A 26,375-nucleotide genomic window follows, 5' to 3' on the forward strand; every position below is an offset into this window, starting at 1 on the left:
ATGATAACGTGCCTGCGGCGTCTATGGGACAGCCGGCAAACTGCCGTCACTCAATACCAGTTCGGGTCGCTGCGCAGCTGTTCCATCAGCATCTGCTGGATTTCCTCGTCGGGGTCGCCCAGCCAGCGCAGGCTGGCGTGTTCACTGGGTGCACGGTCTTCCGGCAGGCCATCCGGTACCTGCACGTAAAGCGCATAGGCATCGTCGTCTTCCCATTCGAAGGCGACATAGGCGCGCTGGCTGAAGCACCTGTGCGCTTCGCATATCTGGCCAACCAGGTAGCGATCGCTATCGGCCTCCACTGCCTGCATGGGTGTGGATAGGCCGCTGAGATTGATCAGCCAGTCCGGCAAGCGCTCTTCGTTCTTCACCAAGTCCTGCCAGGCTTCGCGATACTCGGCGTTGCTGGTCAGCAACTCGCCTGGATGGAAGCTGGCGTCGCGGTCGGCGGCCTGAGCCGCCAGGGCGCCGCCCATCAGCAGGGCGGCGGCAATGGCGTGAATCGACTGCATCTATGTCTCCCTAAAGACGCGGGCGGCGGCCCATGACGAACGAGACGATGAACAGCACCAGGAACACCACGAATAGAATCTTGGCGATACCTGCAGCGGTGCCGGCGATACCACCGAAGCCCAGTACAGCGGCGATGATGGCGATGATCAGGAAAGTAACTGCCCAGCTAAGCATGGTGTTTCTCCTCGATGTATCAGTGGGTAATGGCCCAGGCAGGCCAGGGGTCTTGCACGTTGCTCGGGACCAAAGGCTGGGGCGCAGCACCCGTGGGCAGCTCCAGCTCGGCGGTATTGCGGCTCGCGCACAGGGTCTGGCCAATCAGTACAACGCTGGCGAGCGTCAGGCTGAGCAGAAGCAGCAAGGTGGCCAACACCAGAGCAACTATCCACATGGCGATTCTCCTGTTGCGTTGGAGGCGGAGGGCTCGGGTTTGTGGCCTATCCGTCTCTTCCTTGTTCTACGTTGCAACCGGTGCGTGGCCGGTCACCCACTGGGAACATTGCAGCACCCGTGCCAGACTTTTTCTTTATATAAAATCCTTGAAAATCATTGGCTTACGTTTGCATGGTGGCATTAGGTGGCAGGCATACTGCCCGAACGAGGCTTGGCCGGTCGTGCGTTTTGCCCGACACCGCATGGGCTGTGGCGTTCTACTCCCTGCCAGAGTGGTCGCTCGCCGACTGCACAGTCGGTATACTCGTTGCGCCCGTGTGCCATGCGGGTTCCGCGCCCAGAACAACAACCGCGCCGCGAGTCTCGAGCCGATGAACGACTACGAACAGGAAGACCCGATTCCCCAGGGCGATCTCGCCCTGCAGATCACCGCGTTGCCGCGCGAGACCAATGGTTTCGGTGATATCTACGGTGGCTGGCTGGTATCGCAGATGGATCTCGCCGGCACCGCGATGGCGAGCAAGGTCGCGGGCGGCCGCGTGGCGACCGTGGCCATCGATCGCATGGCCTTTCTGGTGCCGGTATCGGTGGGTGCCCAGCTCTCGTTCTACACCCAGGCACTGGAGATCGGCCGCAGTTCGATTCAGATGATGGTCGAGGTGTGGAGCGACGACCCGCTGTCCAATGAGTGGCGCAAGGTCACCGAAGCGGTGTTCGTCTTCGTCGCCATCGACGGCAGTGGTCGCACTCGCCCGGTGCCGCCGCGTCGCGGCTGACGCTCACCCAGCGCAAACGCGAATTGCAGTAATGAAAACGCCGGCTAGAAGCCGGCGTTTTGTTTTGCCCTGAGCGATCAGCCGCGGATGTTGTAGATATCCTTCTCGTTGCTTTCCGCGTATTCGTACAGGCGCTTGAGGTAGGCCTTCTGGTGTTCCCACACCTTGCTCGCTGCCGGATCGGCCGCTGCGCTGGCATCGACCACCTCGGCAGCCACTTCCTTCAGGCGCGCCAGGACTTCGTCCGGCAGGCGGCGAACTTCCACGCCGTCGGCCTTGAGCTGTTCCATGGCCTCCATGTTCTTGGCGTTGTAATCGTCGAGCATGTCGCCGTTGACGTCGCGAGCGGCGGCGCGAACGATGGCTTGCAGATCTGCAGGCAGGGTTTCCCAGGCCTTGATGTTGACGTCCAGCTCGAACAGCACGCTCGGCTCCTGCCAGCCCGGGGTGTAGTAGTACTTGGCTGCTTTGTGCAGGCCGAGGGCCAGGTCGTTGTATGGGCCGATCCACTCGGTGGCGTCGATGGCGCCAGTCTGCATGGCGGTGAAGATTTCACCGGCCGGCATGTTGACCACGGTACCGCCCATCTTGGTCAGCACTTCGCCGCCCAGGCCCGGGGTGCGCATCTTCAGACCTTTGAAGTCGTCGACCGAGTTCATTTCCTTGTTGAACCAGCCGGCGGTCTGCACGCCAGTGTTGCCACAGGCCATCGGCAGCACGCCGAAGGGTTTGTAGACCTCTTCCCACAGCTGCTGACCACCACCACGGTGCAGCCAGGCGTTCATTTCCTGGGCATTGGGGCCGAATGGCGAGGCGCAGAAGAACTGCGCAGCCGGAACCTTGCCTTTCCAGTAGTACGGGGCGCCGTGACCCATCTCGGCGGTACCGCGGGAGACTGCATCGAACACTTCCAGTGCCGGTACCAGTTCACCTGCTGCGTACACCTTGACCTTCAGGCGGCCGTTACTCATTTCATCGACCAGCCTGGCGAAGGGCTCGGCCCCCACGCCGACGCCCGGGAAGTTCTTCGGCCAGGAGGTGACCATCTTCCAGTTGAAGGTCTGGGAACTCGAGCCCTCTTGGGGTGCTGCGGCGCTCTTGGCATCTTCTTTACAGCCAGCCAGTGCGGTTGCTGCAAGGCCTACGCCCGCTGCGGCGAGTATGTCGCGACGTTTCATGCAATGCTCCTTCTTGTTGTATTGGTCTTACCACGGGATCGCCGAAGGTAGACCGGGCGTGAATAACATAGGGGGTCGTGACCTACAAGCCTAGCTACTACGACTAAAGTTGTACGGGCATTGCTGCATTACCGGTAGCCTGCCTAGAATCGCCGGCCTGCGGCTCACAAGGACGCGGGCGGCGTGACGTGCAGCCAACCGGCTTACTGTCCTGTCTCCTACACTCATAACGATAAAGGACTCACTATGTCCGACAAGCCTTCATTCCCCCTCGCTCTTGCATATCTGATCGATGCGCTCAACAGCTGGTTCGGCAAGGCCTGCGCCTGGCTGACGGTATTTCTGGTGATCGGTACCGCCGTCGTCGTGGTGCTGCGTTACGGTTTTGGTATCGGCGCGACAGCCCTGCAGGAGGCAGTGCTTTACGCTCACGCATTGGTGTTCATGGGCGCAGCGGCCTGGGTGCTGCAGCGCAACGGCCACGTGCGTGTGGATATCTTCTACCAGAAGTTCAGCGGCCGGCGTCAGGCGCTGGTGGAAATTCTCGGTAACCTGCTGTTCCTGCTGCCGGTGGCGCTTTTTCTCGGCTGGGCCAGCTGGGATTACGTCAGCAACTCCTGGTCGACGTTCGAAGCCTCGAGCGAGTCTGGCGGCCTCAAGTTCGTCTATCTGCAGAAAAGCATCATCCTGGTACTGGTCATCAGCCTGGTACTGCAAGGTATTTCCAATCTGATCAAGGCGCTCTACGTCTTCAGCGGTCGCCTGCCGGCTCCGGAGGTGAAACATGGCTGAGTTGATGGCGATTCTGCTGTTCGTCAGTATTTGCGTGGCCTTGATGGCCGGCTTCCCGGTGGCGTTCACCCTGGCCGGCGTTTCCCTGCTGTTCGCCGCTATCGGCGTCGTCACGGGCACCTTCGATCCCGGATACCTCAGTGCCCTGCCGAACCGTCTGTTCGGCATCATGAACAACCAGACCATGCTCGCCGTGCCGCTGTTCGTGTTCATGGGCGTGATGCTGGAACGCTCACGGGTGGCCGAGGATCTGCTCGAGTCCATGTCGCGCCTGTTTGGCACCCTGCGTGGTGGTCTGGCCATTTCCGTGTGCGTGGTTGGCGCCCTGCTGGCGGCTTCCACCGGCATCGTTGGCGCTACCGTGGTGACCATGGGCCTGTTGGCGCTGCCGACCATGCTGCGTCGCGGCTATGATCCGGCCATTGCCACCGGCACGCTGGCTGCTACCGGCACCCTGGGTCAGATCATCCCGCCGTCCATCGTGCTGGTGCTGCTGGGTGACGTCATGTCCAGCGCCTATCAGCAGGCGCAACTGAAGATGGGCATCTTCTCGCCGAAGACCGTGTCGGTGGGCGACCTGTTCGTCGGTGCGCTGTTGCCCGGCTTGCTGCTGGTCGGCCTGTACATCCTCTACATCATCGCAGTCGCCATCCTCCAGCCGAAGAAACTGCCGGCGCTGCCGCAGGAGGAGCTGGGTCCGATCGAGTGGGGCAAGCTGATCAAGGCGCTGGTGCCGCCGCTGATCCTGATCGGCGCGGTGCTAGGTTCGATCCTCGCCGGCTACGCCACGCCGACCGAGGCTGCTGCATTGGGCGCCGTCGGCGCCATGCTGCTGGCGTTGAGCAAGAACAAGCTGAACTTCGCCCAGCTCAAGGAAGTGGCCTACGGTACCACCAGCATCAGCGCCATGGTCTTCATGATCCTGATCGGTGCTTCGCTGTTCTCCCTGGTGTTCCGTGGCTTCGGTGGCGAGGCGCTGATCGAGGATGTGTTCGCCCAGCTGCCTGGCGGCGTGCTCGGCGCGTTCTTCCTGGTGATGGTGGTGATCTTCCTGCTCGGCTTCATTCTCGACTTCATCGAGATCACCTTCGTGGTGGTGCCGATCGTCGGGCCGGTGCTGCTGGCCATGGGGCTCGACCCGATCTGGCTGGGCGTGATGATCGCGCTGAACCTGCAGACCTCCTTCCTTACCCCGCCGTTCGGCTTCGCGCTGTTCTATCTGCGCGGGGTCACGCCGAAATCGGTAGCCACCAGCACCATCTACAAGGGTGTGCTGCCGTTCATCCTCATCCAGATCATGCTGCTGGTAATCGCCTATATGTTCCCGGGGCTGATCACCTGGCTGCCGGAACAGGTCTACGGCAAGTAAGCGTCGCTGGCTTGATCGAGCAAAACGCCCGTCTTCGTGATGGGCGTTTTGCTTTTTGTGTTGTCACACTATCCATCATCTATCTCAGCGAGAGGTCGTCATGAGCACTGCCCAAGTCGAACGCGTGGAACTGGATCAACTGACCTGCTGGCGCATCCGTGCCGCCGGCAGCGAATTGCTGGTGGCTCAGCAGGGCGCGCAGATTCTCAGTTACCAGCAGGGCGAGCAGCCGCCGCTGATCTGGCTAAGCCCGGACGCGGCCTACCGGCGTGGCCAAAGCGTGCGTGGTGGTGTGCCGGTCTGCTGGCCCTGGTTCGGTGACCTGCGCCGCAATCCGCAGGCCGTGCAGGCCCACTATCATGAGGAGCAGGCGCCGGCCCATGGCCTGGTGCGCGCGCTGGACTGGGAGTTGCTGGGCATCGACGAGGACGACCACGCCGTCACCCTGCGCTTCGCCTACGACACGCGCAATCAGCCGCTGGAGGGTTGGCCCAGGGATGCCAGCCTGACCTTCGTCGTGCGCCTGGCGCAGGACCTCAGCATGAGCCTGGAGACCCATAATCGCGGTGACACGCCGCTGACCCTGAGCCAGGCGCTGCACAGCTATTTCGCCGTCAGCGACGTGCGCCAGGTCCACGTGGAGGGGCTGCAGGGCTGTCGCTACATCGACACCCTGCAGGACTGGCAGGAGCTGCGTCAGCAGAGCGAACTGGGGTTCGGCTCCGAGACGGATCGCATCTACCTCGATACCCCCGCGCGGCTGAGCATCGTCGACCCGGGTTGGGGGCGGCGCATCCATCTGGATGCACGCGGCTCACGTTCGGCCGTGCTGTGGAATCCCTGGATCGACAAGGCCAAGCGCCTCTCGCAATTTCCCGATGACGCCTGGCAGGACATGCTCTGCATCGAGACGGCCAACCTGCTGGAAGATGTCGTGCAGGTGAAACCTGATGAAAGGCATCGGCTGGAGCTGCGACTGTCCAGTGAGTCGCTGGCCGGTTAGTGCGGCCTCTGCTGTTCCAGCGCCTGGCGAAGAAGCTCGGCGCTGGTGAAGGTCTGTTGCTGAACCAGCCGCCCATCCTTTAGCTGCAACCACAGCACCTCGCCCTCGCCAGCCGGATAGCGCGGGGCGATGCGCGCATCGCGGTCGAGGAGGATGCGGTAGCTGTAATCGCGCATCTTGGGCAGGGCGAAGAGGCTGGCGATGACCTTGGGCATGCGGCTGATATCGGCGAGGAAGACCGCCTGGCGTTGCTCCAGATAGCCCTTGGCTTTGCCTTCCAGGGCGGCGTTGACCAGCTTGGCGCCATCCATGTCGCGCGCCACCAGCAGCACGCGGGCCTGATCGTTGAGGGTGTAGGGGGCGTCATGCTGATCCAGCAGTGTCCAGGGCGCCAGGCGTTCGCCGGGCTCCAGAGCCAGCGCAGCGTTGGACAGCAGGCCCAGCAGCAGGAACGTGACGATCTTCATCTACGGCGGCTCAATAAAGATCTTCGTCGGTTACCAGGCGCACTTCGCCCGCTTCCATGGCATAGGCGGCGTCTGCCAGGTCATTGCTGACCTTCTCCACCTTCAGTTCGCCGCTGACCCACAGTGGGGCGTAGATGTCGTCGAGCGGGATGCCCTTGGGATAGCGCACCAGCACCAACTGGTTGGGCGGCGGCGGCGGGACGTGGATGCAGGCGCCCGGGTAGGGCACCAGGAAGAACAGGGTGCTGTTGCCTTTCTCGTCGTTCTCCAGCGGCACCGGGTAGCCGCCCAGACGAATGGCCTGGCCATCGAGTTCGGGCACGGTCTTGGTGGAATACATCACGGCCGGCAGGTCCTGGTCCTGCTGGCGCAGGCCGCCTTCGCTGTAGAAGGTGCTGTCGCCCTCCGGGCTGTCGTGGCTGATCTCGGGCATCTCCTCGAGGGCCTTGCGGTCTTCGGGCGGCATCAGATCGAGCCAGTCGGTTTCCGGCAGTTCGGCGTGAGCCAGGCCGGTACAAAGCAGCAGGGCGAGCAGCAGGTGGCGCATGGGGTATGGCATCTCGTGGCAGCGGTAAGCGAGAGCCGGCAAGGACTGGGTGTCCTCCGGCTCCTACAGAAGGGCAGTCAGCTCTTCTTGATCGCGCCGTAGATTACCAGCAGAACGATGGCGCCGATCACTGCGCCGATAAAACCGGCAGCCTGTCCGGCTTCGTAGATGCCCAGCGCCTGGCCGCCATAGGTGGCGGCGATGGAACCGCCGATGCCGAGCAGGATGGTCATGATCCAGCCCATGCTGTCATCGCCGGGTTTGAGAAAACGTGCGATCAGCCCGACGATCAGGCCGATGAAAATGGTACCGATAATGCCCATTGGCGTGTCTCCTTGATGAGTACCGCTTGTGCGGCAGACCCAGCTTGGGACAGGTAAATGGGGCTGTCAGTTCGCTTCGTCTGGCGGCAGAACGCCATAACGACGGTAGATCAGGGCGACTTCGCCCTCCTCACGCATGCGCTCGAGCTCAGCGCCCAGGCGGTCGTAGAGCTCGCGCCGGTCGCTCTGGTAGCGTTTCATCGAGGCGCCGAAGTGGTTGCCCAGTACCTGCTGGTGCGCGTAGTGCGCGTAGCTGTAGTCGCGAAAATCCATCGCCTCGAACTGCGCCTCCATGGGGATGCGATCGAGCACGGCAATGGTGTCGAGGCGCCCGGCCCGGAACATCGCGGCCAACTGCGCATCGTCGCTGGCATAGGCGCGGTTCAGCAGGCCATCACTGTCGAAGGGGGCGAAATAGACGGTACCGCGTTTGACCCCCAGAGACAGGTCGTACAGATCCTCGTAGCGGCTCAGCCTGGTCTCTTCCCCCGGGCGCACGACGAAGCGAACGTTCAGTTGCTGGTTGCCGATGCTGGGCAGGAAATGGATGTACTCGCGGCGTTGCTGAGTGAGCAGCACACGCGGCACCAGGTCGACTCGCCCGGAGCGCAGGTCGTCGAGACTGCGCAGGAACGGCGCTTCACGCCACTGCAGGTCTACCCCGACGCGGTGTGCGGCGGTTTCCAGCACGCTGATCAGGGGGCCGCTGGGCAGCCCGTCGACGGCACGCATCTCCGGCGGCCGTTCGCGAAAATCGACGCGCAGCACGTCTTCCGCACCAACGCAGGTCAATGCGAAGAGCAGAGGCAGTAAGGAAAGAAGATGTCTCATGGAGGGGGCTCTTGAACGACCACCGTCGTTCAAGAGCTTAGCTGCGATTCGCCCTTTCAGCTTTTACCGATCAGCGCCTGAACCGCTGCGATGCCGGCATTCAGGCTGGCGCGATCAGCACTGCGCAGGGTGGCATGACCGACCTTGCGCCCGGCCTTGAAGGCCTTGCCGTAGTGGTGCAGGTGGCAGTCGGCGACGCTGATCACCTTGTCTACCGGCGGCACTTCGCCAATGAAGTTGAGCATGGCGCTTTCGCCCCGTTTGGCGGTGGAGCCCAGCGGCAGGCCGGCGACGGCGCGCAGGTGGTTCTCGAACTGGCTGCACTCGGCGCCTTCGATGGTCCAGTGCCCGGAGTTGTGCACGCGCGGGGCGATCTCGTTGGCCTTGAGGCCGCCGTCCACCTCGAAGAACTCGAAGGCCAGCACGCCGACGTAGTCGAGCTTGTCCAGCACGCGGCCGACATAGTCCTCGGCCAGCGCTTGCAGCGGGTGATCGGTGCTGGCGATGGACAGGGCGAGGATGCCGCTGTCGTGGGTGTTGTGCACCAGCGGGTAGAAGCGCGTTTCGCCATCGCGGGCGCGCACGGCGATCAGCGATACCTCGCCAGTGAAGGGCACGAAACCTTCGAGGATGCACGGCACGCTGCCCAGTTCGGCGAAGGCGCCGGTCACGTCTTCAGGCTTGCGCAGGACTTTCTGGCCCTTGCCGTCATAGCCCAGGGTGCGGGTCTTCATCACTGCCGGCAGGCCGATGCTGGCCACGGCGGCGTCGAGGTCAGCCTGCGACTGGATGTCGGCGAACTCCGGGGTGGGAATGCCCAGTTCGCGGAACATGGACTTCTCGAACCAGCGGTCGCGGGCGACGCGCAGCGCCTCTGCACCCGGATAGACCGGCACGAACTGCGAGAGGAAGGCCACGGTCTCGGCCGGCACGCTCTCGAATTCGAAGGTGACCAGATCGACCTCGTCGGCCAGCTGGCGCAGGTGGTCCTGATCGCCGTAGTCGGCGCGGATATGCTCGCCGAGCGTCTGGGCACAGGCGTCCGGCGCCGGGTCGAGGAAGGCGAAGTTCATGCCCAGCGGGGTGCCCGCCAGGGCCATCATGCGGCCCAGCTGGCCGCCACCGATCACGCCGATCTTCATTACTGCGCCCTCGGGTCCGGATTTTCCAGCACGGTGTTGGTCTGCTCGTCGCGGAACTGCTTCAGCGCCGCGTGGAACTGCGGGTGCTGATGACCGAGGATGCTGGCGGCCAGCAGCGCGGCGTTGACCGCACCGGCCTTGCCAATGGCCAGGGTGGCGACCGGAATGCCGGCTGGCATCTGCACGATCGACAGCAGCGAGTCGACGCCCGAGAGCATGGACGACTGTACCGGTACGCCGAGCACCGGCAGGTGGGTCTTGGCCGCGCACATGCCCGGCAGGTGAGCGGCGCCACCGGCACCGGCGATGATCACCTGAATGCCGCGTGCTTCAGCCTCTTCGGCGTACTGGAACAGCAGGTCCGGGGTGCGGTGGGCAGAGACCACCTTGACCTCGTGGGGAATGCCCAGCTTGTCCAGCATCTCGGCGGTGTGGCTAAGGGTGGACCAATCGGACTTGGAGCCCATGATCACGCCAACCAGTGCGCTCATCGTCGTGCCTCTTCTCTCGGGCGCCTCGCGGCGCGTCAAAAACCAACAAGCCACGCGGGCGGGCCAGCGTGGCTTGTCATGATTCGTTGGCCGGGTGCTGCCGGCCGAAGGCCGCGCAGTATAACGCAAAGCCACTGCTGGCGGGCAGTGGCGATGACCGTTTGTCATGCAAGGTGTGGCAGAGGGGAAAACCGCCTAAATCTTGTTCTGGAGCAATGCCGGGGTGGGCTGCGCGCGCATACTGGCCAGACACTCGCATGCAAGAGGAACCGCGCATGAACCAGACCATGAAAGCCGCAGTCGTCCACGCCTTCGGTGAGCCGCTGCGTATCGAGGAGGTGAAAACCCCGCTGCCTGGCCCCGGGCAGATTCTGGTGAAGATCGAGGCGTCCGGCGTCTGCCACACCGACCTGCACGCGGCCGAGGGCGACTGGCCGGTGAAGCCGAGCCTGCCGTTCATTCCCGGCCACGAGGGCGTCGGCTACGTGGCGGCGGTCGGCAGCGGCGTGACCCGGGTCAAGGAGGGCGACCGCGTCGGCGTGCCCTGGCTGTACACCGCCTGCGGCTGCTGCGAACACTGCCTGACCGGCTGGGAAACCCTCTGCGAGGGTCAGCAGAACACCGGCTATTCGATCAACGGTGGTTATGCCGAGTACGTGCTCGCCGACCCCAACTACGTCGGCATCCTGCCGAAGGGCGTCGACTTCCTGGAGATCGCGCCGATCCTTTGCGCCGGCGTGACGGTGTACAAGGGCCTCAAGGAAACCAGGGCACGTCCCGGCCAGTGGGTCGCGATTTCCGGCATCGGCGGCCTCGGCCACGTTGCCGTGCAGTATGCCCGTGCCATGGGGCTGCACGTCATCGCGGTGGACGTCGACGACGCCAAGCTGGAACTGGCACGCAAGCTCGGCGCCAGCCTGACCATCAACGCGCGCAAGGAAAACCCCGTCGAGGTGGTGCAGCGCGATATCGGCGGCGCCCATGGCGTGCTGGTCACCGCGGTGTCCAACGCCGCCTTCGGCCAGGCCATCGGCATGGCGCGCCGGCGCGGTACCGTAGCCCTGGTCGGCCTGCCGCCGGGTGACTTCCCCACGCCGATCTTCGATGTGGTGCTCAAGGCCATCACGATCACCGGCTCCATCGTCGGTACTCGCGCCGATCTTCAGGAAGCGCTGGATTTCGCCGGCGAAGGCCTGGTCAAGGCCACGGTGCACAGCGACAAGCTCGACAACATCAACGGCATCTTCGATCAGATGCGCGGTGGGCAGATCGAGGGGCGGGTCGTGCTGCAGTTCTGATTCGAGCAAGGCCACGCAGTGGCGACTTTCCTACAGAACGGACGCGTACGGGCGCACAGATCGCTGCCAGATGGCTGGCTATACTGTGCGCTCATCATCCGAACAAGGACGTGTCGTCATGAAACAGTACGTTTCGCTAGTAGCCCTCTCCCTGCTTTCCCTTCAAGCCGCAGCGCTGGATCTGGCCAAGCACCCGCAGGTATTCGACGCCGGCCAGGGCGTCAGCCTGGCGCTGGCCCCGTCTGCCGATGGCAAGCAGGCGCTGGTGCAGGTTCGCGGCATCAATCACCCGCTCGACGAGGTGGTGTTTCTCACCGATGTCCGTGAGCTGGGCAACGAGCAGCGCGACTACGGCATCCGCCTCGATGGTCGCGACTACAACCTGCTGAACAAGCGCCGCGCCTGGAGCGGCGAGAGCTACCAGCTCAACCTGCCGAACACCCAGGGGTTCGAGCTCAGCTACAACGAGGACAAGACCAAGGCGCTGAAGCCCAAGGACCTCCTGGCGATTTATCAGAAGCAGGAGAAGGACGGCTTGCAGGCACGCCTCGCCGCCTTCGACCGCAAGCAGCGCGTTGCCGATTACAGCGCGCGCCTGCAGGAGATCGACGGCGAAGCCTCCAAGGCCTGCGCCACCCCGCTGAGCACCAAGGTCGATTGGAGCGCGATTTCCGACGAGCAATTGATCGGCGTCAGCGTGCCGAGCTTCTGCGGTGAAGTGGTCAGCCAGATGGCCAACCTGTGTGGCAAGGATGAGCGCTACAAGGCTGAGGCCAAGACCCTCAAAGGCGTCGACTGCCGCTTCGGCGAGCACATGAAGTTGCGCGAGCAGGACGGGCAACTGCAGTTCACCACCCTCAAGGACGAACCGAATCAGGGCGACTTCATCAACGCCATCCTGCGTAATCGCTGATCCTCTCGGGCGGGCTGCGGCCCGCCGTCTCGCGGCATAGTTCTTGCGTTCCTTTGCGTAACCGCGCATACGGAACGCATCATGCCGCACGCCCCGCTGACCACCTTGCATGTGGTTTCCCTGATCCTGCAATGCTTCGCCGAGCAGCCCGAGCTGCGCCCGCAATTACTGGCCGGGAGCGGCATTGGTGCGGCCGATCTGGACAGTGCCGATGCGCGCATCACCCGGGTGCAGGAGCAGCAGGTCTGCGCCAATGCCCTGGCCTTGCGCGCCGACATGGGCCTGGAACTGGGGCGCAGCCTGCATGTTTCCTCCTATGGGCTGCTTGGTTACGCCGCGCTCTCGGCTGCCACCTTTGGTGACGCCTGGCGCCTGCTGTTGCAGTACCCGGCATTGCTTGGCACCTATTTTCGCCTCGACCTGCAGGTGGAGGGCGAACTGGCCTGGATCTGCGCCAGCGGTTATCGCGATGCCGAGGCGCTGGAAGTGTTCAACGTGGAGATGTGCCTGGCCTCGCTGAAGCTGATCGGCGACGAACTGTTGCGCCAGCCGCTGCCGCTGGAGGGTGCCGAGTTCACCTATGTCCAGCCGCGCTATGTGAAGCGCTACGCAAGGAGTTTTCCTTGCCCGCTGCATTTCCAGGCGCAGCGCAATGCCTTCGCCTTTCCCGCCGCACTGCTGGAGCGCCGCCTGCCGCTGGCCGATAGCGTCACTCATGGCGACATGGTGGAACGCTGCCGCCGCCTGAATGCCGAGTTCAGCAGCCGGCAGGCTTGGCTGGAACGGGTGCGCCAGTTGCTCGCCGCGCAACTGGCCGAGCCTCCGGGCCTGGAAAATCTGGCGCAGCAGATGCACTGCTCGCCACGCACCCTGCGTCGCCACCTGCAGGAGCTGGGCACCAGCTACCAGGGCCTGCTCGACGAGCTGCGTTTCGAGCGGGCCAAGACCCTGCTCAGCGAGGAGCAATGGCCGGTGTACCGCATCGCCGAGGTGCTCGGCTTCAGCGAGACCGCCAGCTTTCGCCACGCCTTCCAGCGTTGGAGCGGCGTGCCTCCGAGCCGCTTTCGCGCCTGAGACGAGCGATGGCATTCGCGGCTGAAGCCGCTCCTACAAGAGCGGCAACTCACACCCCCGTGGGAGCGGCTTCAGCCGCGATAAAAGCTCGCCGCTGAAGCGCCTCCCACAGGCATCGCTCATTCATCCGCCTGCACGTTGCGATACATCTGCAGACGCGCCGCTTCATGCAAACCGCGACTCAGTGCCAGCAGGCGCTGGAATTCATCCGGGTGACGCTCGGCGACATTGTCGCGTGGCGTTGGCGAGCGCAGATCGTGCAGGGTCGGTGAGCTGCCGTCGTGCTGCATCTGCACGAGAAAATCGCGCGTCACCGCGCCGATCACCGGGAAGGTGCCTTCCTGCAGCACCAGCGGCACTACGCGTTCGCCTTCCGGCGCAGGCAGCTGCAGGTCGCGACCTAGGCCGCCGTTCTCAAAGGGCACGCCGACCATCCCGGCAACGGTCGGTAGCAGATCGGCCAGGCCCACGGCTTCGTCGAACTCACGCGGCGCCAGCCATTTCGGGGCGTGAATCAGCAGCGGCACGTTGTTGCTCTCCAGCCCCAGTTGCTCGAAGGCCGGCGCCATGTGCGGGATCTGGCTGATACGGGTGTTGTGGTCGCCGAAGAAGACGAAAATCGTGTCGTCGTAGAAGCCCTGCTCCTTGGCCAGCTCCATCAGGCGGCCGATATTGAAGTCCAGCAGGCGCACGGCGTTGTATTGCTCCAGGCTGCGCGAGCCGGCCTGCTGCACCTGTTCCAGCGGCAGGTCGAGCGGCTCGAAGCCGTCGTTTTCCTTGGGAATGGTGAAGGGGCGGTGGTTGCCGGAAGTCTGCAGGTAGGCGAAGAAGGGTTGGTCCTTGGGCAGGGCGCCGAGGATGCGCGAACTCTCCTTGAAGAAATCCAGGTCGGAGATGCCCCACACATCCACCTGCGGAGATTGCCAATGGCGCTCTTCATAGAGCTGCACGCCGTCGATGCTCTGGCGGATCAGCGCGTTGATGTTGGCCCAGCCGGCGTTGCCGCCGATCATGTAGAACTTCTCATAGCCCGGCAGTGCGTTGATCAGCGTGCGCTGGCGGGCGATCAGCGGGTTGCGCGTGGCCGTCTCCTGGCGCGACACGTCGGGAATGCCGGTGATGCTCGCCCACACCGTCTTGGCGGTGCCGGTCACCGGCACGTAGAAGTGGCGGAAGAACCAGCTTTGCTGGGCCAGGCGGTCGAGATTCGGCGTCGGGTTCAGCGGGTTGCCGTAAGCGCCGACGGCGCTGGTGCCGAGGGATTCGAGCATGACGAAAATCACATTCGGTTGGCGCTCTGTGGCAATGCGGTGGGGCTGTACAGGCTGGTGGCGGAAGAAGTTCAGGCTCTGCGCATCGCGCTCGCTGACGCCCAGGTAATCGGCCACCACCTCGTAGTGCTCGCGCGTGGCCGCTTCGTCGAAGGCGCTGGGGGCGAGCGTGAGGGTGTCGAACAGAAACAGCGCCGGATTGATCCCGAGCGCGCCAATCTGACTGTTGCCACTGTAGAAGGCATCGCTCCAGCGCAGCGGTACCGGGTTCTCCAGGTTAAGCGCGCTGGCGCGACCGAGCAGACCGAAGAACACCAGCATGCCGACCACTGCCGCACCGCCGATTGCCGGCAACACGCCGACTCGTTGTGCTTGCGGGCGATCCAGGGTAGCGCGCTCCAGGCGCAGCAGCGCCCAGGCCCACAGCGCCACACCGCTCAGCCAGGCCAGGGTTATCCACAGCACCGGGTAGGTCTGCCAGAGCATGCCGGCTGAAATCTGCGCATCGCCGGCAAAGCGCAGCACCGTGGCGTTGAGGCGCACGCCCAGGTAGGCGTAGTGGCCGAAGTCGAGGATATACAGCAGGCCCAGCGCTGCCACGGCCAGCAGCAGGTAGCCACGCAGCAGCCAGCGCACCGCCAGCAGGATGCCGACCGGTAGCATCAGCAGCAGGGCCAGGCGCAGGTCGAAGCGCAGGCCGATGCCGAGGGTGTGCAGTACGTCCGGGTCGCTGATGTTATCGACAGCGGAAAATCCCAGCAGAAACAGCCCGCGCAAGGCGGCGAAGAGTACGAACAGCAGCGCCGTGAGGCCTGCCAGGTAATGCAGGCGGCGGGATTTCAGCCAGCTCATGCGAGTTTCCTTGTCGGTCGGGCCAGCAGCCAGCGCACAGCGGCGCTCAGCAGCGCGCCCAGGCTATAGAGGGCCAGGTAGGGGTCGATCAGGTAGTCCCAGTAGTTTTCCGAAGCGCCCAGGCGCAGGGCGAAGGCCAGGGTCGCCAGCGCCAGTGCCAGGGCGCCGAGCCAGCTGCGCTGGACGATCAGCACCGCGCACAGCAGGCCCAGCACCAATAGCATCGGTCGCGGCTCGAAGCCGAGCTGATACGGGTCGGCATAACTCAGGCCCAGTGCCGCCGGATAGAGCAACACGGCCAGGCCGGCGAACAGTGCCAGGCTGGCCAGGCGATCCCGTGCGCTGGCAGGCGCCAGGCCGAATCGGCTCAGGGTCGCCCAGCCCAGTAGCACCAGGCTGGCCACCGACAGATCGCCGATATAGGTGCGCAACTGCAGCGCCAGGCTGATGCCCTGCACCGGCAAAAGGCTGAGCAGCAGGCAGCCTGTCAGCAGGGTGCCGCGCTGCATCGCATTGCGCGCCAAGCGCGCGAAGATCAGGAAGACGAGCAGAGTGAAGGCCAGGTGCGGCAGCCAGAAGTCAGTCATGCGGGCGGCGCTCCGACAGCCAGGCCTCGTTGAAGCTCAGGTGTTTGATGAACATATCGTTCCACGAATACACCAGGTGGTAGGTACCCGCGCGGTCACGGGTGAAGTAGGGGTATTCGTAGTCGAAGGTGCAGCCGTCGGCGCTGCACATGCGCGCGCTTACCCGTTCCAGGAACTGTGGCTGCTGCTCCGGCTTGCCGCCGCTGGCGCGGAATTTCTCGCTGACCACGGTCGGAAATTCGTCGTGTGGGATGGGCTCGCCCCAGGGGTTGGGGCTTTCGTCGAGCTCACCGAGGGTGCGCCAGTTGTCCAGATTGGCGTCGGTGGCATAAAGCGTCAGGCGAAAGCGCCCGTCTTCGAGGTCGTTCATCGCCACCAGCAAGTTGCCGTCGGGGCGACCGACCGCCGCCAGGGACGAATTGGGGTTGCTCGGTTCCACCGGCTGCGGATGGCTCCAGCTACGCCCGGCATCCTCGCTGTAGCTAGCCAATACGCGGTGATGCTCCTCGCCGGCATAGCGCAGCAGGGCCACGGCGCGGCGTTCGCCCAGCGCCACCACGGTCGGTTGCAGGGAATCACGCCCTTTGCCGATGCGGTACTTGCCCAGCACTTCGCCGTTCGCGCTCAGGTGCAGGTACTCGGGAAACTTGCCGAGAAACTCGTGGTACACCGGCAGGCCGATGCTGCCATCTGCGTGGAATACCGGCGTGGCGCGCACCAGGGTGCTGATATTGAGAAAGGGACTGGTGACCAGTTGCCTGGGTGCCGACCAGGTTTCGCCGAGGTCGTCGGAAACCATGGCGTTGACTGCGCTGCCGGCCCAGCCGCCAATCGACACCGAGACGTAGAACAGCCACAGGCGGTTGTCCGGCGCCAGGCTGATCACCGGGTTGCCCAGCTTGCGGATGTGCTTGCCGACCGCGCGCTGGGTGTCTTCACGGCTGGCCAGCACGCGCTCGGCGCTCCACTGGCCGCTGGCGGCATCGAAGCGTGCGGCGCGGATCTGCACGTCGGCGGCGCCTTCGCGGCTGCCTGCGAACCAGGCGGCCATCAGGTCGCCGCCGGGCAGGCCGGTGATCGAGGCGGAATGGACGAAGTCCTCCAGGTCGGAGGAGGCGAAGTGTGCGGCCATGGTCGGCTGCTCGGCAGAGGGCGCTGGCGCCTGGCTGGCGAAGGGCGCCAGTGCATGCGGGGCAGCGCCGAGCCAGGCGCAGGCGAACACCGTGGCAGCGCCCAGCAGCAGGGCGCAGGTCTTGAAGGTTGAGGTCATGTTTGGTGGTTCAGGGATGTCTGGGCGAGGCCAGGTGCGAGCTGGCGACTTCTTCTACCGGGCGGGCGTCGACCGGGTCGTAGTAGATCTCCAGCTTGCGGCCGTTGGCATCGAAGCCATAGATCTCGTAGCAGTTACCGGGGGTGATGCGGAATTTGGTGATCTGCACGCCCTGGCGCTTCATCTGCTCGCGAAACTGCGACTCCGGCATCCAGGCACTGCGGTCTTGCCGAGCGCAGTCGGTATCAGCGAGTGCGGCGCCGGATAGCGCAAGCAGTGCGAGCATCGTCAGGGCGCGAACGGGTTGGCGGGCCGGTGTCGACATGCTCGGCATCCTTTGGCGTGGCGAATGGAACGGGGCTCGGCCCCAGGCAGGTCGCCACCTTCGGCCGACAGGCTTAAGGAAAGCTTAAGCATCACGGGTTGTTACATTTGCCTGCTGTGGATAGCTCGGGGTTTTTGGCCATTTCGATCCCCTTTTGGCCATTGTCAGCGTTCTCGATTCGCTGCCAGCAGGCGAACAATGCAGGCACAACAACGAGCCTGGAGCGCTTTGCATGCTCACCTACTACAGCGACGACCACCACCTGCACCATGGCAAATGCGAGCTGATCGACGGGCAACTGATGCCCTGCTTCGAGAAACCGCAGCGCGCCGACCACATCCTCGCCCGCGTCAAGCAGCGCCAGATCGGCGACGTTCGCGCACCCAAGGATTTCGGCCTGGCGCCCATCGAACGTATCCACAGCAAGGCCTACCTGGAATTCTTCGAGGGCGCCTGGGCGCGCTGGCAGGAGCAGGGCGGCAAGGGTGACCTGCTGCCGTTCACCTGGCCGGCGCGCACGCTGCGGCGGATGATCCCCAATGACCTGCACGGCCAGCTTGGCTACTACAGTTTTGACGGCGGTGCGCCAATCACCGCTGGCACCTGGCAGGCCGCCTACAGCGCCGCACAGGTGGCGCTCAGCGCCCAGCAGGAGATCGCCAATGGCGCACACAGCGCCTTCGCCCTGTGCCGTCCGCCAGGCCACCACGCCGCTGGCGACGTGATGGGCGGTTACTGCTACCTGAACAACGCCGCCATCGCCGCTCAGGCCTTCCTCGATCAGGGCCGCAAGAAAGTCGCCATTCTCGATGTCGACTACCACCACGGCAACGGCACCCAGGACATCTTCTACCAGCGCAGCGACGTGCTGTTCGCCTCGATTCACGGCGACCCGGCCGAGGAATTTCCGTTCTTCCTCGGCTACGCCGACGAACTGGGCGAGGGTGCCGGCGAGGGCTACAACTTCAACTACCCGTTGCCCATGGGCAGCTCCTGGGACACCTGGAACGCCGCGCTGGAGCAGGCCTGCCAGCGCATCGCCGAATACGGCGCCGAGGTGCTGGTGGTGTCGCTGGGCGTGGACACCTACATGGAAGACCCGATTTCGCAGTTCAAACTCGACAGCCCGGACTACCTGGCCATGGGCCGGCGCATCGCCGCACTGGGCCTGCCGACGCTGTTCATCATGGAAGGCGGCTACGCGGTGGAGGCCATCGGCGTCAACGCGGTCAACGTGCTGGAAGGCTTCGAGGGCGCGTAGCGCGTAGGGTGGACGACGCTTTTTTCGTCCACCCTAAAAAAGACCAATAACGACACTTCAGGGGTGAGAAACGATGAAAGCCATCAAACAGATGCTCGGCGCCGCCCTGTGCGGCGCCACTCTGCTCAGCGGCGTAGCGCAGGCCAAGGAACTGCGCGTATACAACTGGGCCGACTACATCCTTCCGGAGGTGCCCAAGGACTTCCAGAAGGAGTCCGGCATCCAGATCACCTGGGACACCTTCGAGACCAACGAGGCGCTGGAGGCCAAGCTGCTTACCGGCAACTCCGGCTATGACCTGGTGATCCCGTCCAACCAGTTCCTCGAAACCCAGATCAGGGCCGGCGTGTTCGCCCCGCTGGACAAATCCAAGCTGCCCAACTGGAAGAACCTCGACCCGGTACTGCTCGGCCTGCTGGAAAAGAACGACCCGGGCAACCAGTACGGCGTGCCCTACATGTACGGCACCGTGCTGATCGGTTACAACCCGGACAAGGTCAAGGCCGCGCTTGGCGACGATGCTCCGGTGAATAGCTGGGACCTGGTGTTCAAACCCGAGTACATGGAAAAGCTGAAATCCTGCGGCGTGGCCATGCTCGACTCGCCCACCGAGATCATCCCCATCGCCCTGCACTACCTGGGCCTGGACCCCAACAGCGCCAATCCGGCCGACTACGAGAGGGTCACCGAACTGCTGCTGAAAGTGCGCCCCTACGTGGCCTACTTTCATTCGGCCAAGTACATGACCGACATCGCTAACGGCGACATCTGCGTGGCCATCGGTTACTCCGGCAGCTTCTACCAGTTCGCCAACCGCGCCAAGGAAGCCGGCAACGGCGTGACGATCAACTGGCGCCTGCCCAAGGAAGGCGCGCCGATCTGGTTCGACACCTGGGCCATCCCCAAGAGTGCGAAGAACGCCGACGAAGCCCACGCCTTCATCAACCACCTGCTCGAACCCAAGGTCATCGCGCCGATCAGCGATTTCCTCGGCTACCCCAACCCCAACGTACCGGGCATGGAACTGGTGGGCGCGGAGATCGCCGACGATGCCGATCTGACGCCGACGCCGGAGCTGCAGAAGTCGCTCTACGTGGTGCAGCCGCTGCCGCAGAAGATCGAGCGGGTGCGCACCCGCGCCTGGACGTCGATCAAGTCGGGCAAGTGATTCGTCACTAACGGCTCGCGGCTGAAGCCGCTCCTACAGACCCAGCACGAATCTGTAGGAGCGGCTTCAGCCGCGATGATATAGGCGGCACAACGTGCTGCACCGGAAATCGGCTACTTGCAACTGGCTGCGGACGACAAAATGGCCAGGGAGACAACGCCTACAACAGGCCGGATATACGAATGCAGCGCGCTGACGACGGGATCGAAAAGCTATTGCTCACTACTTTGATTTGTCGTGCAGCCACTTAATAAAACGATTATTTTAAAAAATAAAATTCTGACCATTATTGTCTTCTAGAGATTAGCTAACATTCGATTATGAGGTGGCCTCAGCTCGTTCCAGTAATCACAGAGAACGGTTTGAACCTGTTGATATAGCACGTAGCGTTGCGGCAAGTATGGATACCACGGAGGGTCGCATTTTGGGTGATTTCAATTTTGCTGGTAGACGACTTAGCCAATGCCGATTTGGACCTAGGCCCGCCTCGCGTAGCATTGATAAACGACGAGTTGTTGGCAGGGGATTGAGAGACAAGACTCTGATGCACTCAGAAATTTGCTCGGAAGAAGAGAATTGCAATACCACACCCTGTATCTGAACGCATATGATTGCAAAGCCCTTGTGAGGTATGGCTTTAGGCGCCTCAGGTAAAAAATTATTGGAATTGAACCATGGCTCGCCGTCTTGCTCAATGTGTACCCAAAAAGCAAGTGGTGTATTCCGCCACGAGTCAGTGTATTCAATCCAATACTCAGGAGCTGACATAAGAGTCCTGGAATTTTATTTGGAGGCGGTTTTTAGCTTGCTTCAGCGAGCGAAAAAATGCCCGACCCACTACTTAAAAACTCAAGCTCCGGAAGCCAGCCCGGTTATTACCATAGCAAAAACAAGCCACGCTACAAAGGCACCAGCCCCTGCCAGTAAGCTCTGAGCTATTTTAGCCTTAAGGGATAATTCAGACCTATACAAGGACAGATTGAAGTAATAAGCAGCAACGCCAAGAACGCCGCCTATCGCACCACCAATGAAAATCAAAAATATCGGCCAGCCACATATTAGGTGTGCTTTAAGCGGTAATTTTTTCTTCTGTTCGGAGTCATTCATCAATAATTATTCTCTTGCATTTGGTTAGGTGTGAATTTAGCTCGGCCAGATAGCGATTTGAGCGGTTTGAACTAGCTTTTCGGAGTTCCCACGCTTCTGCATGGCGGCAATTATGCTTCGCTTTCGTGTCAGATATGCAAATACTTGCTGTAGATATACAGCAACACCGCTGACATACCTTCCGGCCAGAGTGTTAACGCAGTCCATGTTTATTCTGCTTTGTCGCATGTGTACTCGATATGGCGCTCATCGAGCCAGCACTCAATTCTTATTGTTCCAAATTCCTTTTCTGATTTCACTTCGCTAGAAATCACAGCTCGCTCTGCTTCAAGAAGACTGCTAATCGCTTGACCTAACTCATCGAATCCTGAAAGCACCATGCGTTCCTCAGCATTTTGCTTCGCTACTTGAAGCCAAACCTTCAAGGGGCCTTGCTCTTGTTCACGGCTAATGTTTATCTCTTTTACGTATTCAGGTCTAGAGAATTCAAGTAAAATTTTATATTCCGACACAAGCTCTCCGAGACACATGGCAGAAGTTATATTAAAAGCGACGCCAGTCTAATAGTCGAGACCTCCCATAATTCCGCGCCATTCACTAGACATTGGAAGATCCCATTAAAAGCACGGTATTGATCTGTCCGAGTCGGATGCCCTGACGTACTCATTGACGACCCAAGTCACCATTACGAGAGTACAAAAGTATAACCAAGCAATCACCACTGACGCCCCTCAGTCTGGATTAGCCGCACGCGTAATCCGGGACAGTATCGCCAACAGCCGACGCTTCCCCGGCCCGTGAGCGAAAGCTCACCTGCAGGTGTGCGTTCTTCGTTTTGCTCCTCCTTGATGTTACGCCGTGCCTCTGCTGCCAGCCGATGAATGGCACTACAGAAATAAGTCGAGCGTCACACCAGACACTGGACGGGATGTATCTGGCTGGTCAAAATTTCGCCCAGCAATACCCCTGTGCAATGGACGCCCTTGAACGCCGAAAAGGCTTCAAGAAGAGGACACGATATGGAAGATCTCTACCCCGCCGGGCCCAGCGATGTGCCCGCAACGCTCACCCGCCCCAGCTCCCTCTACAAACGCCAAGCCTGGCTCGCCGTCGGCAGTCTGGCCTTGTTCGTCGCGCTGTATTTCGCCTTGGCAGGCTGGTTCGGCTGGACCGCCTGGCGCCTGATCAGCAGCGCGCTGGCCGGCAGCGAAGACGTGATCGTGCATGTTCTGGTTGGCGGCTGCTCCGCCTTTCTCTGCGTGTTCATGCTCAAGGCGCTGTTGTTCATGGAGCGCGGTGGCGCGCCGAATCACGTCGAGTTGCACCCCGAAGAGCAGCCACAGCTGTTCGCCTTTCTCTACCGGCTGGCTGACGAAGCCGGCGCACCACGGCCTCATCGCGTGTACCTCTCGGCGCGGGTCAATGCGGCGGTGTTCTATGACCTGTCGGTTCTCAATCTCCTGTTTCCCTCGCGCAAGAACCTGGAGATCGGCCTACCGCTGGTCAACATCCTCACCTTGAGCGAATTCAAGGCTGTGCTGGCCCACGAGTTCGGCCATTTCGCCCAGCGCTCGATGGCCATCGGCAGTTGGGTCTACATCGCCCAGCAGATCGCGTCGCATATCATCAGCAAACGTGACGCGCTGGATAAGCTGCTGCGCGTGCTGTCGAAGTTCGACCTGCGCGTTGCCTGGATAGGCTGGCTGCTGTCGTTGATCGTCTGGTCGATTCGCTCGCTGCTCGATACCGTCTTCCGCCTGGTGGTGCTGGCGCAACGCGCGCTGTCGCGGCAGATGGAGTTTCAGGCCGACCTGGTTGCGGTTTCCCTGACCGGCAGCGACGAACTGGTGCATGCCCTGCACAAGCTGCAAGCCGCCGATGAGGCCTGGGATCGCACCCTGGCCTTCGCCAACAGCGAATACCAGCAAGGGCGCTCGGTGCAGGATCTTTTCAGCATCCAGACGCAGGTGCTGGAAAGGGTTACGCAGATTCTCAACGACCCCAGCTATGGCAAGGTTCCGCCGCGGCGTAGCGATGCCCCCGAGCAGCACCGCGTGTTCGTCTCCGGCTTCGCCCAGCCGCCACAGATGTGGTCGACCCACCCGGCCAACAGCGACCGCGAAGAAAATGCCAAGCGCCTCTATCTGCCAGCCCCGCACGACGCCCGCAGCGCCTGGCTGTTGTTCGACGAGCCGGCGGCCCTGCGCCAGCGCCTGACCAGTGACTTCTTCCACGGCGCGCAGCTCGAGCCCGTCGCACTGGAGCAATCTCTGCGCAACCTGGCCGACCGCTATGACATGCTGCAATACGCCCCCGACTACCAGGGCGCCTACCTGGGGCGCAGCCTGACGCGCCACGCCGAGCAAGCGGTCGAGCTCTATCAGGACGCTTCCCCGGCCACCGATCTGCACGGTGCGCTGCAGGCGCTGTATCCGCTCAGCCTCAGCCAGCAGCTCAACCAGCTGCGCGCTCTGGAGGAAGAGCGAGGCATGCTGCAGGCGTTGCGTGACAAGGTCTACAAAGCCTCCGGCGGCTCCATCGTGTTCCGTGGCAACAGCGTGTCACGCCGCGATTTGCCGCGCCTTATCGAACAGGTCACCGACGAAGCCGAAGCGCTGCGGCAGGAGATCCTCGGCCATGACCGGTGCTGCCGGGCCACTCACCTGGCCATCGCCGAACAGTTCGGCAACGGCTGGCCGGGCTACCTGACCGGCTTGATCGAAGTGCTGCACTACGCGGAGCACAGCCTGGCCGACCTGCGCGATGCGCAAGGTTTGCTCGCCAATGTCACCTCGGTGGTATTGGCTGACGGCAAGGTCAGCTCCCGCGAACTCAAGCGCCTGTTGCAGACGGCCAACGAACTGCATCGGGTGATGGCAGGTATCCATGACGACAAACAGCTCGTGGTATTGGATCAGGCTCTGCTGACGCGTCTTGGGATTGAGTCCTGGGCGGCCTCGCTCGAGGAATTCACCCTGCCTCAGGCGACCAATGACAACGTCAATGAGTGGATGCAGGTGATCGATGGCTGGGGCAACAGCCTCGCTGCCCAGCTATCCGGCCTGTGCAGTGCGACCCTGGAGCAGTTGCTGCACAGCGAAGCCGAGCTGGCGCGCCACCTGCGTCAGCACAGTCAACCCGATGCCGCCCCGGCACCCACGCAGGTGCCGCAACGCTACACCACGCTCTTGCCTGGCCAGGAGCGCAAGCGCCAGTTGAAGCTGGATTGGTGGGATCGCTTCCAGATTGCCGATGGTGCTCTGGCGACCGGCATGCGCCTGTTGGTAGCAGGTCTTATCGTCGGTGCCGTACTGGGCTTCGGCAGCCTGACGGGTGTGGATACCAAGGTTGCGGTCTACAACGGCCTGGGTACGGCCGTGCTGGTGCGAATTGGTGACCAGATGTCGGTTGTTGGGCCCTATTCCTCTGCCGAGATCAAGGTCGGTTTCGCCAGCAACACCGAGGTGAGCGCCCGCACCCTTACAGGCGAGTTGATCGAAACCTTTACCCCCAGCGTGAGTAACACGGGGCTGCATTACGTCTACAACGTCGCGGGCGCCAGCCCTCTGGTTGCCTGGACCGCGTCATACGGTAATGCCGCCGAGGAAGAACCCCGCTTTCTCGGCGCGCCGCGCTGGCTCGACGCCCGTGCCGATTTCTTTTTCAGCGACCCTCCCGAGTCCATCAGCAGCAAGAGCGGTGGTGCCCAGCGCCGTGTTCTCAGTGGGATGGGAGACGGTACGCCCGAGGAAGTGCTGAAGCTAGCCGGCAACGAAGCACAAGCGCAGCAGATCATCCGGGCGCACGCTCGCTGGGACGAGCCCAATACAGCCAATGCCGGCCTGTGGAAAACCCATGCTCAAGCGCTGGATGCGCCCGGCAAGGCGCCCTGACGCATCGGTCGACAGAATGAGCAGGCGCCTCCGGGGTGTAATGCCGATCAGCTAAGGCTTCCAAAGCAGCCTTTCGTAGGAGCCCCGCCCCGGGGCGAAGCTTTTCGAGTTCGCGGCGCCTGAGTTAGCGGCGGGGCGCCGTTCCTGCAGGCTCGGTGCATCGGCGCTTAGCTGACGGGCATCAGCCTCGGCACCTCTTTCTCTGGCTACGTCGTAGTTGGCTGCTGACGCATCAATGTGGTTTGTGTCGGAGCGAACTTATTCGCGAGATTCGCGGATGAATCCGCTCCTGCGGGCGTGCAACGCTTGACTCGGACACGGCCCTTTCTTTTTCGCTTTGCCGCCAGCAGCCAACACTCAGCCGCCCACTTCCCCCGTCTCCAGCTTGCGCCACAGCAAACGCACCGCGGCCTTGCGCACCAGGGCGCAGCGGTACAGGCGGATTTCCAGCGGGATCTGCCACTGTTCGCCGCCGCAGACGGCCAGTTCGCCACGTGCCAGTTCGGCAGTGACCGACAGCCGTGGCACCCACGCCACGCCCATGCCCTGCAGGGCCATGCTCTTGAGGCTGTCGGCCATGGCGGTTTCGTACACCGTGGTCGAGCGCAGGGCGCGCTGGCGTAGCAGCAGGTTGACCGAGCGCCCGAGAAAGGCGCCGGCGCTGTAGGCCAGCAGCGGCACGCTCTGGCCATTGTCGAGGTCGTACAGCGGCGCGCCGGACTCGTTCACCGCGCACACCGGCAGCATCGAGGTCGCGCCCAGGTGCAGCGAGGGGAAGATCGCCGGGTCCATCTGCAGCGCCGCGTCGGGATCGTAGTAGGCGAGGATCAGGTCGCAGGCACCTTCGCGCAGCGAATGCACCGCTTCGCCGACGTTGGTCGCCACCAGGCGTGTCGTCAGTGGCAGGCCTTCGCGGCGCAGGCGGGCGATCCATTCGGGGAAGAAGCCCAGGGTCAGCGAGTGCGCGGCGGCAATCGACAGCACCTCGCCCTGTTGGCCTTCCAGGTTGTGCAGATGGCGCACCACTTCGCCGAGCTGCTCGACCAGGCTGCGCGCGGTGACCAGGAACAACCGGCCAGCCTCGGTCAGCTCGATGGGCGTACAGGAGCGGTCGACCAGGGTCAGGCCGAGCATGGCTTCGAGGCTGCGGATGCGCCGGCTGAACGCAGGCTGGGTGACGAAGCGCTTTTCGGCCGCCTGGGAGAAGCTACGGGTGCCGGCCAGGGCGATGAAGTCTTCCAGCCATTTGGTTTCCAGGTTCATCGAGTCTCCGTAGCCCGGATGCAATCCGGGGATGGCCCATCAAGTTGCCCCGGATTGCATCCGGGCTACGCACTATAGGCAGGGTACGAATCGTGGGAGGCGCTTCAGCGGCGAGCGGTCGCGGCTCAAGCCCCTCCCACGGAGGTCATGTACGCCACAGCGGCGATCGACGTCACACCCACATTATGCCGATTGTGCATAGGGCAGCAAGCAACGGCATTGGTAGTGAGGCGGTCAGGGCCCCTATTCTATGGGCATCGCGGCGCTC

General features: G+C 62.8%; 27 protein-coding genes. 10 read left to right on the forward strand and 17 right to left on the reverse strand.

Annotated features, from left to right (window positions below):
- Positions 1-50 precede the first annotated feature (50 nt).
- From BLR77_RS10510 to BLR77_RS10520, 3 genes are read right to left on the reverse strand one after another with little or no spacing between them, the layout of a single operon-like run.
- Complete coding sequence (locus BLR77_RS10510; protein WP_074677501.1) at positions 51-512, reverse strand: inhibitor of vertebrate lysozyme family protein; 462 nt, start codon at positions 510-512, stop codon at positions 51-53.
- A gap of 10 nt (positions 513-522) precedes the next feature.
- Positions 523-687 (reverse strand): DUF1328 domain-containing protein, encoded by a 165-nt coding sequence (locus BLR77_RS10515; RefSeq protein ID WP_017676339.1) that lies wholly within the window; start codon positions 685-687, stop codon positions 523-525.
- A gap of 19 nt (positions 688-706) precedes the next feature.
- Positions 707-904 carry a hypothetical protein gene (locus tag BLR77_RS10520; RefSeq protein WP_074677503.1) on the reverse strand — a complete coding sequence of 66 codons (198 nt, stop codon included), beginning with the start codon at positions 902-904 and terminating at the stop codon, positions 707-709.
- Positions 905-1,277: 373 nt separating this feature from the next.
- Here BLR77_RS10520 and BLR77_RS10525 point away from each other — a divergent pair, with 373 nt between their 5' ends.
- On the forward strand, positions 1,278-1,682 hold the full coding sequence (locus BLR77_RS10525; protein ID WP_017676341.1) for an acyl-CoA thioesterase: 405 nt from the start codon (positions 1,278-1,280) through the stop codon (positions 1,680-1,682).
- Between the two features lie 77 nt (positions 1,683-1,759).
- On the opposite strand, the gene BLR77_RS10530 is transcribed toward BLR77_RS10525, so the two are convergent.
- Positions 1,760-2,860, reverse strand: coding sequence for a TRAP transporter substrate-binding protein (locus tag BLR77_RS10530; protein WP_074677505.1), 1,101 nt, complete (start codon positions 2,858-2,860; stop codon positions 1,760-1,762).
- A gap of 246 nt (positions 2,861-3,106) precedes the next feature.
- Here BLR77_RS10530 and BLR77_RS10535 point away from each other — a divergent pair, with 246 nt between their 5' ends.
- From BLR77_RS10535 to BLR77_RS10545, 3 genes are all read left to right on the forward strand, one after another.
- A complete protein-coding gene (locus BLR77_RS10535; RefSeq protein ID WP_074677507.1) occupies positions 3,107-3,652 on the forward strand; it encodes a TRAP transporter small permease subunit in 546 nt (181 codons plus the stop codon).
- A complete protein-coding gene (locus BLR77_RS10540) occupies positions 3,645-5,021 on the forward strand; it encodes a TRAP transporter large permease (RefSeq protein ID WP_074677509.1) in 1,377 nt (458 codons plus the stop codon). Before BLR77_RS10535 ends, BLR77_RS10540 begins: the two co-directional genes overlap by 8 nt.
- A 100-nt stretch (positions 5,022-5,121) precedes the next feature.
- Positions 5,122-6,024, forward strand: coding sequence for a D-hexose-6-phosphate mutarotase (locus tag BLR77_RS10545; protein ID WP_074677511.1), 903 nt, complete (start codon positions 5,122-5,124; stop codon positions 6,022-6,024).
- Here BLR77_RS10545 and BLR77_RS10550 read toward each other — a convergent pair.
- From BLR77_RS10550 to purE, 6 genes are all read right to left on the reverse strand, one after another.
- On the reverse strand, positions 6,021-6,491 hold the full coding sequence (locus tag BLR77_RS10550; protein ID WP_074677513.1) for an FAD/FMN-containing dehydrogenase: 471 nt from the start codon (positions 6,489-6,491) through the stop codon (positions 6,021-6,023). The two genes, BLR77_RS10545 and BLR77_RS10550, sit on opposite strands and share 4 nt — an antisense overlap.
- Before the next feature lie 10 nt (positions 6,492-6,501).
- The gene (locus tag BLR77_RS10555; protein WP_074677515.1) at positions 6,502-7,038 is read right to left on the reverse strand and encodes a DUF3299 domain-containing protein; all 537 of its coding nucleotides are present in this window, start codon (positions 7,036-7,038) and stop codon (positions 6,502-6,504) included.
- A 77-nt stretch (positions 7,039-7,115) separates the two neighbouring features.
- Entirely contained in the window at positions 7,116-7,361 is a 246-nt protein-coding gene (locus BLR77_RS10560) for a GlsB/YeaQ/YmgE family stress response membrane protein (protein ID WP_074677517.1), read from the reverse strand.
- A 66-nt stretch (positions 7,362-7,427) separates the two neighbouring features.
- Positions 7,428-8,192, reverse strand: coding sequence for a substrate-binding periplasmic protein (locus BLR77_RS10565; RefSeq protein WP_074677519.1), 765 nt, complete (start codon positions 8,190-8,192; stop codon positions 7,428-7,430).
- A gap of 56 nt (positions 8,193-8,248) precedes the next feature.
- The gene (locus BLR77_RS10570) at positions 8,249-9,334 is read right to left on the reverse strand and encodes a 5-(carboxyamino)imidazole ribonucleotide synthase (RefSeq protein ID WP_074677521.1); all 1,086 of its coding nucleotides are present in this window, start codon (positions 9,332-9,334) and stop codon (positions 8,249-8,251) included.
- Entirely contained in the window at positions 9,334-9,825 is a 492-nt protein-coding gene (purE, locus tag BLR77_RS10575) for a 5-(carboxyamino)imidazole ribonucleotide mutase (RefSeq protein WP_011920449.1), read from the reverse strand. The genes BLR77_RS10570 and purE overlap by 1 nt, the downstream gene beginning before the upstream one ends.
- 275 nt (positions 9,826-10,100) lie before the next feature.
- Between purE and adhP the strand changes: the two genes are divergently transcribed.
- The 3 genes from adhP to BLR77_RS10590 all read left to right on the forward strand — a co-directional run bounded on the left by adhP (position 10,101) and on the right by BLR77_RS10590 (position 13,110).
- Complete coding sequence (gene adhP / locus BLR77_RS10580; protein WP_074677523.1) at positions 10,101-11,123, forward strand: alcohol dehydrogenase AdhP; 1,023 nt, start codon at positions 10,101-10,103, stop codon at positions 11,121-11,123.
- Between the two features lie 118 nt (positions 11,124-11,241).
- Positions 11,242-12,036, forward strand: a complete 795-nt coding sequence (locus tag BLR77_RS10585) for a hypothetical protein (RefSeq protein ID WP_074677525.1) — start codon at positions 11,242-11,244, stop codon at positions 12,034-12,036.
- Between the two features lie 81 nt (positions 12,037-12,117).
- Entirely contained in the window at positions 12,118-13,110 is a 993-nt protein-coding gene (locus BLR77_RS10590) for an AraC family transcriptional regulator (RefSeq protein ID WP_074677527.1), read from the forward strand.
- Between the two features lie 119 nt (positions 13,111-13,229).
- On the opposite strand, the gene BLR77_RS10595 is transcribed toward BLR77_RS10590, so the two are convergent.
- Genes BLR77_RS10595 through BLR77_RS10610 form a run of 4 tightly spaced genes read right to left on the reverse strand, consistent with a single transcriptional unit; the run spans position 13,230 to position 17,415 of the window.
- The gene (locus BLR77_RS10595) at positions 13,230-15,233 is read right to left on the reverse strand and encodes an LTA synthase family protein (RefSeq protein ID WP_074677529.1); all 2,004 of its coding nucleotides are present in this window, start codon (positions 15,231-15,233) and stop codon (positions 13,230-13,232) included.
- Entirely contained in the window at positions 15,230-15,820 is a 591-nt protein-coding gene (locus tag BLR77_RS10600) for a hypothetical protein (protein WP_074677531.1), read from the reverse strand. The genes BLR77_RS10595 and BLR77_RS10600 overlap by 4 nt, the downstream gene beginning before the upstream one ends.
- Positions 15,813-17,090, reverse strand: coding sequence for a sialidase family protein (locus tag BLR77_RS10605; RefSeq protein ID WP_074677533.1), 1,278 nt, complete (start codon positions 17,088-17,090; stop codon positions 15,813-15,815). The genes BLR77_RS10600 and BLR77_RS10605 overlap by 8 nt, the downstream gene beginning before the upstream one ends.
- Positions 17,091-17,100: 10 nt before the next feature.
- Positions 17,101-17,415, reverse strand: a complete 315-nt coding sequence (locus BLR77_RS10610; RefSeq protein WP_074677534.1) for a PepSY domain-containing protein — start codon at positions 17,413-17,415, stop codon at positions 17,101-17,103.
- Between the two features lie 232 nt (positions 17,416-17,647).
- Between BLR77_RS10610 and BLR77_RS10615 the strand changes: the two genes are divergently transcribed.
- Both BLR77_RS10615 and BLR77_RS10620 read left to right on the forward strand, forming a co-directional pair.
- Positions 17,648-18,676 (forward strand): histone deacetylase family protein, encoded by a 1,029-nt coding sequence (locus tag BLR77_RS10615; protein WP_074677535.1) that lies wholly within the window; start codon positions 17,648-17,650, stop codon positions 18,674-18,676.
- A 73-nt stretch (positions 18,677-18,749) separates the two neighbouring features.
- Positions 18,750-19,844: a polyamine ABC transporter substrate-binding protein gene (locus BLR77_RS10620; protein ID WP_074677536.1), complete on the forward strand. Its 1,095-nt coding sequence runs from the start codon at positions 18,750-18,752 to the stop codon at positions 19,842-19,844.
- 849 nt (positions 19,845-20,693) lie between these two features.
- On the opposite strand, the gene BLR77_RS10625 is transcribed toward BLR77_RS10620, so the two are convergent.
- Both BLR77_RS10625 and BLR77_RS25050 read right to left on the reverse strand, forming a co-directional pair.
- Complete coding sequence (locus tag BLR77_RS10625) at positions 20,694-20,951, reverse strand: hypothetical protein (protein WP_074677537.1); 258 nt, start codon at positions 20,949-20,951, stop codon at positions 20,694-20,696.
- 209 nt (positions 20,952-21,160) lie between these two features.
- The gene (locus BLR77_RS25050) at positions 21,161-21,463 is read right to left on the reverse strand and encodes a hypothetical protein (protein WP_074677938.1); all 303 of its coding nucleotides are present in this window, start codon (positions 21,461-21,463) and stop codon (positions 21,161-21,163) included.
- Positions 21,464-21,970: 507 nt separating this feature from the next.
- Here BLR77_RS25050 and BLR77_RS10635 point away from each other — a divergent pair.
- Positions 21,971-24,844: a M48 family metallopeptidase gene (locus BLR77_RS10635; RefSeq protein WP_074677538.1), complete on the forward strand. Its 2,874-nt coding sequence runs from the start codon at positions 21,971-21,973 to the stop codon at positions 24,842-24,844.
- Between the two features lie 357 nt (positions 24,845-25,201).
- Here BLR77_RS10635 and BLR77_RS10640 read toward each other — a convergent pair whose 3' ends face one another.
- Complete coding sequence (locus BLR77_RS10640; RefSeq protein WP_074677539.1) at positions 25,202-26,107, reverse strand: LysR substrate-binding domain-containing protein; 906 nt, start codon at positions 26,105-26,107, stop codon at positions 25,202-25,204.
- Between the last annotated feature and the right edge of the window lie 268 nt (positions 26,108-26,375).

This window comes from Ectopseudomonas alcaliphila, from assembly GCF_900101755.1.
GTDB lineage: Bacteria > Pseudomonadota > Gammaproteobacteria > Pseudomonadales > Pseudomonadaceae > Aquipseudomonas > Aquipseudomonas alcaliphila.

Coding starts and splice junctions, on each gene's coding strand:
- BLR77_RS10510 (WP_074677501.1), bottom strand. CDS start 512: ATGCAGTCGATTCACGCCATTGCCGCCGCCCTGCTGATGGGCGGCGCC.
- BLR77_RS10515 (WP_017676339.1), bottom strand. CDS start 687: ATGCTTAGCTGGGCAGTTACTTTCCTGATCATCGCCATCATCGCCGCT.
- BLR77_RS10520 (WP_074677503.1), bottom strand. CDS start 904: ATGTGGATAGTTGCTCTGGTGTTGGCCACCTTGCTGCTTCTGCTCAGC.
- BLR77_RS10525 (WP_017676341.1), top strand. CDS start 1,278: ATGAACGACTACGAACAGGAAGACCCGATTCCCCAGGGCGATCTCGCC.
- BLR77_RS10530 (WP_074677505.1), bottom strand. CDS start 2,860: ATGAAACGTCGCGACATACTCGCCGCAGCGGGCGTAGGCCTTGCAGCA.
- BLR77_RS10535 (WP_074677507.1), top strand. CDS start 3,107: ATGTCCGACAAGCCTTCATTCCCCCTCGCTCTTGCATATCTGATCGAT.
- BLR77_RS10540 (WP_074677509.1), top strand. CDS start 3,645: ATGGCTGAGTTGATGGCGATTCTGCTGTTCGTCAGTATTTGCGTGGCC.
- BLR77_RS10545 (WP_074677511.1), top strand. CDS start 5,122: ATGAGCACTGCCCAAGTCGAACGCGTGGAACTGGATCAACTGACCTGC.
- BLR77_RS10550 (WP_074677513.1), bottom strand. CDS start 6,491: ATGAAGATCGTCACGTTCCTGCTGCTGGGCCTGCTGTCCAACGCTGCG.
- BLR77_RS10555 (WP_074677515.1), bottom strand. CDS start 7,038: ATGCGCCACCTGCTGCTCGCCCTGCTGCTTTGTACCGGCCTGGCTCAC.
- BLR77_RS10560 (WP_074677517.1), bottom strand. CDS start 7,361: ATGGGCATTATCGGTACCATTTTCATCGGCCTGATCGTCGGGCTGATC.
- BLR77_RS10565 (WP_074677519.1), bottom strand. CDS start 8,192: ATGAGACATCTTCTTTCCTTACTGCCTCTGCTCTTCGCATTGACCTGC.
- BLR77_RS10570 (WP_074677521.1), bottom strand. CDS start 9,334: ATGAAGATCGGCGTGATCGGTGGCGGCCAGCTGGGCCGCATGATGGCC.
- purE (WP_011920449.1), bottom strand. CDS start 9,825: ATGAGCGCACTGGTTGGCGTGATCATGGGCTCCAAGTCCGATTGGTCC.
- adhP (WP_074677523.1), top strand. CDS start 10,101: ATGAACCAGACCATGAAAGCCGCAGTCGTCCACGCCTTCGGTGAGCCG.
- BLR77_RS10585 (WP_074677525.1), top strand. CDS start 11,242: ATGAAACAGTACGTTTCGCTAGTAGCCCTCTCCCTGCTTTCCCTTCAA.
- BLR77_RS10590 (WP_074677527.1), top strand. CDS start 12,118: ATGCCGCACGCCCCGCTGACCACCTTGCATGTGGTTTCCCTGATCCTG.
- BLR77_RS10595 (WP_074677529.1), bottom strand. CDS start 15,233: ATGAGCTGGCTGAAATCCCGCCGCCTGCATTACCTGGCAGGCCTCACG.
- BLR77_RS10600 (WP_074677531.1), bottom strand. CDS start 15,820: ATGACTGACTTCTGGCTGCCGCACCTGGCCTTCACTCTGCTCGTCTTC.
- BLR77_RS10605 (WP_074677533.1), bottom strand. CDS start 17,090: ATGACCTCAACCTTCAAGACCTGCGCCCTGCTGCTGGGCGCTGCCACG.
- BLR77_RS10610 (WP_074677534.1), bottom strand. CDS start 17,415: ATGTCGACACCGGCCCGCCAACCCGTTCGCGCCCTGACGATGCTCGCA.
- BLR77_RS10615 (WP_074677535.1), top strand. CDS start 17,648: ATGCTCACCTACTACAGCGACGACCACCACCTGCACCATGGCAAATGC.
- BLR77_RS10620 (WP_074677536.1), top strand. CDS start 18,750: ATGAAAGCCATCAAACAGATGCTCGGCGCCGCCCTGTGCGGCGCCACT.
- BLR77_RS10625 (WP_074677537.1), bottom strand. CDS start 20,951: ATGAATGACTCCGAACAGAAGAAAAAATTACCGCTTAAAGCACACCTA.
- BLR77_RS10635 (WP_074677538.1), top strand. CDS start 21,971: ATGGAAGATCTCTACCCCGCCGGGCCCAGCGATGTGCCCGCAACGCTC.
- BLR77_RS10640 (WP_074677539.1), bottom strand. CDS start 26,107: ATGAACCTGGAAACCAAATGGCTGGAAGACTTCATCGCCCTGGCCGGC.